The 10736-nt window shown below is 65.3% G+C and carries 5 protein-coding genes, 1 tRNA gene and 1 pseudogene; all 7 read right to left on the bottom strand.

Annotation, left to right across the window (positions count from 1 at the left end; translation table 11 throughout):
• Positions 1–453: 453 nt before the first annotated feature.
• Positions 454–1014: a DUF882 domain-containing protein gene (locus Q8K05_RS10570; RefSeq protein ID WP_305246577.1), complete on the bottom strand. Its 561-nt coding sequence runs from the start codon at positions 1012–1014 to the stop codon at positions 454–456.
• Positions 1015–1017: 3 nt separating this feature from the next.
• Complete coding sequence (locus Q8K05_RS10565; protein WP_370868828.1) at positions 1018–2592, bottom strand: murein L,D-transpeptidase; 1575 nt, start codon at positions 2590–2592, stop codon at positions 1018–1020.
• A 71-nt stretch (positions 2593–2663) separates the two neighbouring features.
• Entirely contained in the window at positions 2664–3731 is a 1068-nt protein-coding gene (locus Q8K05_RS10560) for a Fic family protein (RefSeq protein WP_305246575.1), read from the bottom strand.
• Between the two features lie 376 nt (positions 3732–4107).
• Positions 4108–4182, bottom strand: a tRNA-Arg gene (locus tag Q8K05_RS10555).
• A 74-nt stretch (positions 4183–4256) separates the two neighbouring features.
• Positions 4257–8234, bottom strand: coding sequence for a translocation/assembly module TamB domain-containing protein (locus Q8K05_RS10550; RefSeq protein WP_305246574.1), 3978 nt, complete (start codon positions 8232–8234; stop codon positions 4257–4259).
• A gap of 11 nt (positions 8235–8245) precedes the next feature.
• Entirely contained in the window at positions 8246–10243 is a 1998-nt protein-coding gene (locus tag Q8K05_RS10545) for an autotransporter assembly complex family protein (protein ID WP_305246573.1), read from the bottom strand.
• Positions 10244–10264: 21 nt separating this feature from the next.
• Positions 10265–10736 (bottom strand): annotated as a pseudogene (locus Q8K05_RS10540) (hypothetical protein); the annotation flags it as partial.

Below are 10736 nucleotides of genomic sequence, written 5' to 3'. Positions count from 1 at the left end.
GGTACCGCTAAGTTGTTGATTTGTATAGGGTGAGCCAACGCAGGGTGTGAAAAACGTGAGATCGTAAGTTGTTGATTTAAAACAAGAAAAAAGTTGTGTATAACGAAATGGCCTTGATGCGGTGAATGTCAATCTAGTTGTCGCCTAAGAGGTTGAATTTAAGCGGCTTTTTTGAGTTCTGGATTTGCTTCCTTTTGACTATTTTTTTCTTCAACCTGTTGATCAGGATTGAGGTGAACCACGCGTACTGGCTGCAAGTTCCGAGTGGGGCCACTCCAACGCTGGGGATGCGCGGCCTTCGCAGCCTCATAGACGTCAACGCGCTTGCATAGCAACGCAGTATCCATGCCCGCATGGCGTTCATGAGGCGTCACGAAGCGGATGGCAAAGTAGCCTAAAGTGGGTCAGTTTTCGGTCGGCGGCAACACGCCCTGAGGCCAGGCGGAAGTTCAATCACCAGTTGCGCACGCGGCCCGTGTCGAGATGGACAAACTGCTCGCGCGGATAAAAACCCACGCCGCCCGCACGCAGCGACAGCGCCGCCTCGTGCAGATCGGCCAGCGGCACGCCGGGCAGGCGCACGTCGATCGCGCGGCCTTCCATGTGCAGGCTGCGCTTGGCTACGCCGCCGCTGCGTGTCTGGCGCAGGTTGGCGTTGGTGGCGGGGCAGCGGTAACCGGAGATCACCTCAAAAGAATCCTTGCTGCCAAGAACCTGTTGCACGCGGTGCAGCAGGTCGTATATCTGCGGGTCCATCAGGCCGATGTCGCCGGTGTAATGGTCGCGCAGAAAACGGTTCAATGAGACCAGCGCCGCTGGAAGGTAGTGCTCCTTGTCTGCGTACACGAGGTCGATTTTCTCGTGGGTGTGGGTATGGACCAGCGCTAGCCCGCGTGCGTCCGGCACCGAGGCCAGGGCTGCAGGGGCCGCCAGTGCCGGCAGGGCGGCGGTCGCGGCGAGTCGGGCCGTGAGGTGCAGGAAGCGGCGGCGGGCCAGTGTGAAGGGGTCGGTCATGGCTTATTCCTTGATGGACGGTGGATTCGGTGCGCGCTGCCGCAAGGCGGTGTCAAGCAGGCGGTCGAGCCCATAGATATCTTCGAAAAAGAAAATTCGGCCCTCTTTCACCAGCGCAGTTCCATAAGCAATCAGCACCGGCACCGGCTCGGCCAGCCGCAGCGTGGCCGATTCACCCCGGCTCATGGCTTTTTGTATGCGCTCCTCGGTCCACTCCGGCATGCCCTTGAGCACGAATTTGGCCAGCGCCACCGGCTGCTCGACGCGGATGCAGCCGTGGCTGAAGTCGCGCCGGGCGCGCTCGAACAGCTGGGTAGCCGGTGTGTGGTGCAGGTAGATGTTGTCGCGATTCGGAAACACGAACTTGATGTCGCCGAGCGCGTTTTTCGGTCCCGGTCGCTGGCGGATGCGCGATTGGCCGGCCAGCACGGCATCCAGCAGCGAAGCCGAGACCGTCCTGTCCACGCGGCCATCGGCCGACACAAATTCCATCTCTTCCCGCGCCAGATAGCCCGGATCACGCCGCAGCTTGGGCACGGTTTCGGCGCGGGCAATTGACGGCGGCACGTTCCAGTAGGGGCTGAACTCGATGAAACGCATGTCTTCATCAAACAGCGGGGTGCGCGTGTCCAGCGACTTGCCGACGACGACCTTCATCTCCTGCAGCACGTGGATGCGCTCGCCCTGCACTTCGTAGGCGCGCAGCACAAATTCCGGGATGTTGATGACAATCATGCGCGGCGCCTGCATCAGCGGGGTCCATCGCAGGCGCTCCAGCATCAGCTCGATCTGCCGCACGCGGGCCGCGGGTGTCACCTGCAGCTGCGTCAGCGTGGCCTTGCCTATCACGCCGTCGGCAGCCAGGCCGTGCCGCTGCTGGAAAGCCTGGACGGCATTGAGCAGCGGCCCCTCGTAGCTCAGCGGCACAGGCGTACCCGGCGCCAGGTCCCCCAGCACGGCCAGGCGTTGCGCCAGCATCGCCAGACCTGCATAGTCTTGACCCGGCGCCAGCTTGCCGGCCCCGCGCCGCTGGGCGCCAGGCAATGGCGGCAGCGATTGCTGCCAGGCGGGATGGCCGACGCGTTCGCGGTACTGCCCCAGCGCCTCACGCAAGCGCGCGTAGAGCGGCAAGCGTGGCTCAGCTTCCCGGGCGGCCTCGGCAAGACGCCGGTTTTCCACGGCGGCCCGCAGGTAGGCCGCCGGGTCAAACCCATCGCGGCGCGGCGCATGGTAGTTGTGATGAATGCGTTGCGGATCAATGCGGCCCCTGTGCAGGTCCGACAGGTAGCGTTCCAGGGCTGTCGTTAGCGCTGTCTCCAGTCGCGCGATCGTCACCGGCTCTGGCGCTGAGCCCTGCGCGGCCTGGCGGATGGCCTGCTGTAGCGCGGTGGCGTTGTAGTCTTGCGGTTCCAGTCCCTGGCTTGCTGCATCGGCAAGCAGTGCGATGGCCTGGTGGGCTTGGGGAGCGGGCCTTCCGTCAGAAAACCAGAGCGGCCCGTCGGCCGCCATGGCACTGCCGCTGCACAAACACAAGGTGATGGCGGCACCGCGCATGAACCGTGAAATCGCGCTGGTCATTGTCATCGCAGAATTATCAGGGTTTAGTTGCCACCCGCCCAGCCCACGTTCAGGCGGCGCGGGTTTCGGCTTCATTCATCGTCAAGACTGATGTGGCTGAGGAGCTCAAACAAGGGGCTGTTGATGTAAAAGTTGGTGCGTCCAATTTTTTTCTTCAGTACAAAACCATGGTTAGCCAGCGCGTCCAGATGCTTGGCCGCCGTGATCCGTGAAACGCCCAAATCCCTTTCAACAAACTCGATTTTTGTGTAGGGATGGCGAAACAGGTTGTTCAGCAACGCCTGGCTGTAGATTTTCGGCAGCTCACCGCGCATGCGGTGCTTGGTCGCCTGTATCAGATCGCGCAAGTTCTTGACCAGCCTGATCCCGCTTTTGGCTGTCCGCGCCACCCCTTTGACGATATACACGCACCAGTCCACCCAGTTGTGCGTTTCACGCGTCGATTGCAGCAGCTGGTAATACTGGCTCTTGGTGGCGGTGATGTAGCGGCTCAAATACAGCACCGGCAAATCCAGCAGGCCTTCGCGCTGCAGGATCAGCAGATTGAGTATTCGCCCGGTGCGGCCGTTGCCGTCATAAAAAGGGTGAATGCTCTCAAACTGGTGGTGGGCAATCGCCATGCGCAGCAAGGGGTCCAGTTCGTCGTCGGCATGGATAAAGTCCACCCACTGGCCCATGAGCTTTTCAATCACCCGCGCATCTTGGGGCGGTTCATACACGACGGCGCCGGTGGCCTGGTTTTTAAGCACGGTGCCGGGCAGCTTTCGCAGGCCCGCGTTGTTTTGCTCGACCTCTGCCTGCACGTCCAGCACCGTACTGAGCCGGATCAGGCCGCAAGCGCGCACCTGGCCAGAACCCGTCCTGAGCGCAGCAAGGTAGTTTTGCACTTCCTTGGCGGCGGGCGATGCAGCGCTGCTCTGGTCATAGGCAAACAGCTCATCATGGGTGGTGATGATGTTTTCAATTTCCGAGCTGTCCTTGGCCTCCTGAATCGCCAGGGTGTTCAGCAGCAGGGCATTGTTGGGCAGCGACTCGCACAGCCCCTTGAGCTCGGCCAGATAGCGGTGCGCCTCAGCCAGGCTTTGCCACACCGCCTTCACGTCAAGGCTGTCGCTTGCAGGAATCTCCAGGTCAGTCACACCAGCCCTCCCATTGGAACGTGATAAGAAATCGGATTTATCTTATCACTTCAGGCAAAACATGTATAGATAATTGAAATTTCTTATCACGTCCTTGCTCGTGTGTCTAAAAACCCGGCTTTTATGGACAGATGGCCGGGCACCTGTTCAAAACCGGCCGGTTTTTGATCACAAGGCCCCGCTGAAGGCCTGGTGCAGCAGCGACTTTTTCAACTCGGCCAGGAGTCGGGAGAAAACCCGGCTTCAACCGCAGTCAGGAATCGGCCGGAATGGCGCAACCTGGGGCGCCAAAAGACCTCGATAACTGTTTTTTATGATGTTTTAGGGCTCTAGCCCTTATGCATCGGGCGTTTGCAGCTATTGAAATAATAGCGGTTGGTGCCACCAACAGGAATCGAACCTGTATCTAGCGCTTAGGAGGCACTCGTTCTATCCGTTGAACTATGGCGGCACGTCTTGGCAAGTTGCGAAGAACCGGAATTGTATGCGCTGGGCAGGCTTTGTTGAAAGGCCGGGGCTGGGTGCTCAGTCGTAGGGCACGGTATAGATCAGGTCCACGGCGCTTTGCTGGCCGGCCTGGGCGCGAATCGTGAAGCGCTGCGACAGGTCGTAGAAAACATACAGCGTGCCCAAGGCGCCCGAGATGCTGCGCTCGTAGGCCGCGTAGAAATTGCTTGAAAAGCGCTTGCCCAGCGTGATCGCGCCGGCGGCGGTGCTGCCATCGGCGTTGCTGGAGGCGCCGCGAAACGACAGCTCGTCGAGCCCCAGCGAAGCCGCCAGCCCGCCCGACATGCCGCCGCTTTTGCTGCCCAGCAGCGCCAGCGCGGCCTGCTGCAGCAGGGCGGCTTCGGCCCCGCCCGAGGCCGAGGCCCGGCCGACCACCAGCCACGACAGCTTTTCAGCGTCAGGCAGCTCGGGCTGGGCATACAGCCGCACGCTGGGCAGCAGCGCGGTGCCGGTGATCTGCACGCCCACGCGCTGCGTGAGGTTGGGGCGAATCGCCAGAATATCGAGCGTCGGATTATCGATGGCCCCGGTGAAGCGAATCACCCCCTGCTCGACATCGAGGCGCTGACCGTAGGCGCGGTATTGCCCGCCAAAGGTGTTGACCGTGCCCGTCAGGCGCGGTCCGCGCACGGCGTCGTCATGGAGGCTCAGGGCGCCGCGAATCCGGGTGTCCATGCCCTTGCCCTGAATCCGGAAGTCGCGGCCCAGATCGATTTGAACCGCCAGCTTGAGGGGGCGGACTGCCTTTTCCTTTTCAGGTGCGCTGGCCCGGCCTGGCCCCTTGGGGCCCGCAGCGGCGCCGCCAGCCATGCGCACCACCACGTCGTCGCCCAGTTGCGGCGTGCCTTCGTCGGGCAGCAGGATGCGCGCCTGGTCGACCACCAGCTTGCCCGTGAGTTCGGTCTGGGCGCCCTGAAGGCTGGCCTGCAGCTCGCCCGACACGGTGACTTGCCGGTCGGTGCGAATGCTGGCGCGCAGCCGTGCCAGCTTGGCCGTGAGCAGCACCTGCGGCCGGCCATCGACCCAGGCGGCTTCGCCCTGGGCCGTGAGCAGGCCGCCCGTGCCTTTGTCGCCCGCGCCCTGCAGGCTGAACTCGCTGATGCGCATGCGCGTGCCGTCGAGCTGGGCACGCAGGCGGCCGTTGCCAAACTCGATGCCGTCAACGACCGAGCGCAGGGCCATGTCGTTGGCCTGCAACTCGCCAGCCAGCCGGGGCGCGGCACGCGTGCCACTGATGGCAATGTCGGCCGCCAGCGCGCCGCGCAGCCGCCAGCCGGGCGGCGCCAGCACCGACCAGACCCCGAGGCGCGGCAGCTGGGCGCGCAGCTGGCCGTTGAGCGGCGCGTCCGTCGCCCACAGCCAGCCGCCGATGCCGGTGCCGGGCGGCGCACGCGTCAGGCGCGTCTTGAGCTGGCCGTCGGCGGTGCCGGCGCGCTCGCTGTCCCAGCGCAGCGCCAGCGTCAGGGCGTCGCCCACGCTTTCGAGCGACAGCCGCGCCTGCCGCACGCCGGCGGCCACGCGTGCGCTCGTGCCCTGCGCGGTTTCTGTCTGAACCGTGAGGTCGCCGCTGCTGCGCGTCAGGCTGGCTTTGAGCGCCAGACGGTCACTGAACCGGGCGTCCCATTGACCATTGAGCAGCAGGGTGCCGCCCAGGCCTGCGCCCGCCAGTTGCGGGCCGCCCAGCAGTTCGATCCAGGCCATCGGCAAGCCGGTGATGCTGCCTGCCGTGAGCAGTTCACCGGGCCGCCAGCGCACCGGCTGCCAGGCCAGCGTGGCTTGCGTAGGCATGGGGCTGGTTGCATTCACCTTTGCGTTTGGTGCGGTCAGAATGGCCTGGCCCGCACCGCTTTCAAAGGCGCCGCCCGCTGCGGTCGGGGTCCATGAAAGCGGCACTGCGCCACGGCTGGCCAGCTGCCAGGACCCGGCGCCCAGCGCAGGGTCTTCAAGCCGCACCGTCAACTGCTTGAGCAAACCCTTCCAGGCCGATGCGCTGAACGCTTTTTGGCCCGTGCCGGCCGGTTTGACGCGGCCGCCGTCCAGCGCCAGCTGCAGGTCGATGCGGCGCTGGTCGATCTCAAGCCGGCCCTGCGCGCCGAGTTGCGCCTGGCTCAGGCGGCCCGAAAGCGTGGCGTTCAGGTCGCGGATTTTCAGCAGGCCAGCGGGCGGCCGGGCCGGCGCGGCTCCGGAAGCGGCGGCGGGCTTGGGGCTGGTGCTGCGCCAGTCCAGCGACGGCACGGCCAGCTTGGCCTGCAGCGCCGGGTCCAGCCAGCCGCCTTGCCAGCGGGCCTGCAGGTCAGCGCTGCCGGCGGCGCTGGCGGCTTGAAGCGAGGCGGGCAGGCCGGGCAGTTTTTGCAGCCAGCGCAGTGCCTGGGCGGCATCCTGGCCGCGCAGGCTCAAGCTGCCGGCGCCGCTGGTTTGCCGCAACTCGCCGTTGACCGTGGCGTGCAGCCCGGGTGCGGCGAAGGCCAGGTTTCCTTTGCCGCCTTGGGCGGCGGGCTGGACTTCGAGCTGGCCGGTCAGTTCGGCGTCGTCGGTCCGCAACTGCAGGGCGGACAGCACCAGCGTGCCGCCGGCTTGCTCGGGGTTCCAGCTGCCGGTGGCGCTGGCGTCGCGCAGAACCAGTCGGCCCAGCGACTTGGGTGCGGCGCCTGGTGCGGCTTGCACGCTGGCATCAAAACCGATGGCGGCGCCCTGGCTGCGCACGGCGGCCACGCCGTTCAGGGGCAGGGCGGCAAACTGGCTGTGCAGCAGGGCCGGGTTGACCTGCTTGAGGGTGGCCTGCAGCGTCCAGGCTGGGGCTGCTGGGGCTGTTGTCATCGGGCTTGCCGCAGGCGGTGCAAGCGGTGCAGGCGTCCATTCGCCGCTGGCCAGAATTTCGCCGCCGCCCAGTTGCGCTTTGAGGGTGCGGACAATGCCGACGCCGCCTCGCCACTCGCCCTGCGTTTCAAGCCGTTCCAGCGGCAGCCGTTGCTGGTCCCAGGGGCCGGGCAACTGGTTGGTCATGTCCAGCTGCAGCAGCCAGCCCGGACTATCAGCCGGCGCGGCGCTTTCCAGCGGGCGCACGCTGGCGCTGCCGGTCAGCTGGGTTTGGGGTGCGTTGGGCCACAGCGCGGCCATGTCCAAATCACGAAAGCGGGCATCGGCCTGCGGCAGCGGCTGCGCGGCCCAGGGCGTGACGCGCGCGGTGGCACTGGCTTGCGGCGGGGTTGGGGGTGGCTTCTGGCCTTCAGGGGTCTGCGCGGCCATCTGCAAGTCGGCCTTGACCTGGAATTCTGCGAGCGGACCGCTGGCGCTGGCCTGAAATGCCAGGGGCAGCAGCGTGTTACCCTTGGGCAGCGTGGCAGTCAGGGCGCCCGACAGGCGCGCATCGAGCACGAACGGGCTGCTGGATGACACGATCGCCCGCCCGTTGTAGCGGCCGCTGGCCACTTGTGCGCCCAGCAAGTCAAGCTGATGCTGCGCTCCGGTGAATTCATAGCGCCCTGAAATGCCTGACGCGGCAAACGCGGTGGCCCCGTTCCATTGGAGCTGGTCGACAGAAAACGCGTCCAGTGAAATAGGAATGGGCAGACCGAGCACGGTGGGTGCGCTGGCTGGCGTGGTGCGGGGCGGGCGCTGGTCGTCCACCGTCACGCTGGCCGCTGCAATGCGCTGCAGCTTGAGCGTGCCCTGCAGCAGTGACCAGGGCTGCCAGGCCAGCGTGAGCGCGCGCGCGTCCACGCGCAGGCCGCCTTGCTCCCACACCAGCTGGTCAATCTGTCCGCCTGAACGCAGTGAGCCGGTGGCGCCCTGGGCCATGATCGGCTGTGACTGCCCGATCCAGCCCAGCGCGGTGGCCAGCGAGCCGCTGGTGCCGGCCCACCACCACAGCGCGCTCAGCGTCACTACGGCCAGCATGAAGAGGCTGGCGGCGGCCAGTGCAACGGCTTTGACCCAGCGCCTGGCGGGCCTGGCAGGTGTTGCGGCTGGCGCAGCTTCGGGGGGCAGTGAGTCCATCTGAACGCCCGCTAAAAGATGAAGCCGACACTGACGTGCAGGCGCAGCTGCTGCACCTTGACGCCGTAGGCCAGGTCAATCTGCAAGGGGCCAATCGGGCTTTTCCAGCGCACGCCGGTGCCCACACCGATGGACGGGCGCAGGTCTTGCGGCTGGTCGGCCACGGCGCCGGCATCCAGGAACAGGGTGTTCTCCCATTCGCTGGGCAGTCCGTTGCGCAGCATGGGGCGCTGCCATTCAATGCTGCCAACCGCCATGTAGCGGCCCTGCCCGGTCACGTCGTTGGGCAGCTTGATGCCGATGTCGCGGTAGCTGTAGCCGCGCACCGTGCTGTCGCCGCCGGTGCGAAACAGCTGGGTCGCCGGGATGCGGGCGCTGTCCTTGGCCAGCACGGCGCCGGCTTCTGCGCGCAGTGCAATGCGCCCGCGTTGCAGTGGCTGAATGCCCAGCCAGCGGCCCACCACGCGGGTAAAGGGCTGGCGATCATCGCCCAGCGTGGAGCCGCCACCCAGCTCAACGCCTAGGCCGTAGCCCTTGTTGGGGAACGGTGTGCTGTCGAAATAGCGGCCGGTCCAGACATAGTTGGCCGTTAGCGCCGAGCCGTCTCCGGTGTCGGCCACCGAGGCGCCCGACAGGCCCGTGCCGCGCACCCGTGCCCGGTCGTACTGCAGGTAGATGTTGCGGTCTATCCGCTCGCCCGCCTGGGTGCGGCCAAAGCGCAGTCGCTGGGTCTGGGTGATCAGTTCGTTATCGTCCAGCCGCTCGATGCGGCCCAGCGCCACCCAGCGCCAACTCGCCTCGTTGGGCAGGGACGTCCACTCGGTCTGGGCGAAGGGCGACTTTTTCTCAAGCTGCAGCTTGGTGGCGGCGCGCCAGCCTGTGCCGGGCACACGGTTGTGTATATGTTCCACCGAGGCCCGCGGGCCGCTGTCGGTGGTCACGCCCACGCCCAGCACCACTTTTTGCAGCTTGGCTTCGCGCACCTGCACCTGTACCGGCGCTGCGAGCGGATCGCTGTCGGGGTCGATAAAAATATAGGCTGAATCAAAGTAGCCACTCGAGGCGAGTCGCTGCTGGGCTTGCACCAGCTGGTTCTGGTCGTAGACCGCGCCCGGATTCAAACGGGCCAGCCTGGGCACCAGCACCGGGTCGTAGCGTTCCACCCCCGACACCTGCATGGGCCCCAAGCGGTAGAGCGGGCCCGAGTCCAGCGCCACGGTCAGGCTGGCGGTTCCGGCTGGCGCGTCCACGTCGGCCAGGCTCCCGGCCAGCCGGCCCGCCGGGTAGCGGCGCGCCACCAGGGCACGCAAGGCCTGCGTTTTGGCGCCATCCCAGGCATCTTGGGTAAAGCGCTGGCCGCTACGCAGGCGCCAGTTGCGTTCAATGCCGGTACGCTGGGCCATCGCATCGGGGTCTGGCGATTCGGCAATGTCCCCCAGAAAGCTGATGGCAACGGGGCCGATCACAGTGGCCTCGCCGGGGTCCACCGCCACCACGATGGTAGGGCGCGCGTTGACGCCGCCCTCACGCGTGATGCGGATGTTGGGGTTGAAGTAGCCCAGCGTGCCGACCAGATTGCGCACATTGCGCTCGGCCAGCAGGATCAGTCGCGCCAGTTCGGCGTCATCGAGGTCGGTCACGGCGCGGTAGCGCTGCAGTTCGATGTGCCGCTCAATCAGCTCGCGTACGTCCGGCGGCGCAAGCACGGTGATGTCAAAGGCGGTGACTTCGGGCTCGGCGTCGGTGGGGCCTACAGCGCCCTCGGGGGTGGAGGCGGGCGCCACTTTTTCCGGCGGAGGCGCGGGCGGCGGTGCGGTTTGCACGACACCGGAAGGGGGCGTTGAAACGGTGGTGGTCGAAGGGTCGGCAGGCGTGGCTGTTTCCGCGCTGGCCGCAGGCACAAAGAAAACAGCGGGGAGGGCGAAAAAAGCCACGGCAAGGCTGCGCGCAGCAGCTGTCAGCCCTGCCTGCGTGGCCATCTTCACACGGCGTTGACTGGGTTGAGTCACGATTTGAAGTTTACTTGAGCGCTATTTGGAGAGCAGCCGCATCGCTTCTTCAAGCCCCTTGATGGTCAACGGGTACATGCGCTGGCTCACCAGTTGCTGGATCACGCTGATGCTCTGGCGGTATTGCCAGATGCCCTGCGGCTCCGGGTTGATCCAGGCAAATTTGGGGAAGGCGTGGGTCAGCCGCTGCAGCCATTCGGCGCCGGCTTCTTCGTTGTTGTATTCCACACTGCCGCCCGGTTGAAGAATCTCGTACGGGCTCATGGTCGCGTCGCCTACAAAGATCAGTTTGTAGTCCTTGTTGTATTTGCGGATGATGTCCCAGGTGGAGAATTTTTCACTGAAGCGGCGGCGGTTGTGCTTCCACATGAAGTCGTAAACGCAGTTGTGAAAGTAGTAAAACTCCAGGTGCTTGAACTCGGTTTTGACGGCCGAAAACATTTCCTCGACGCGGTGGATGTGGTCGTCCATGCTGCCGCCGACGTCCATCAGC

The sequence above is a fragment of the Polaromonas sp. genome, from assembly GCF_030682935.1.
In the GTDB taxonomy this organism is placed as follows: Bacteria; Pseudomonadota; Gammaproteobacteria; order Burkholderiales; family Burkholderiaceae_C; genus Polaromonas.
The sequence above is the reverse complement of the archived record's forward strand: the minus strand, read 5'-3'. Positions and strand labels throughout refer to the sequence as shown.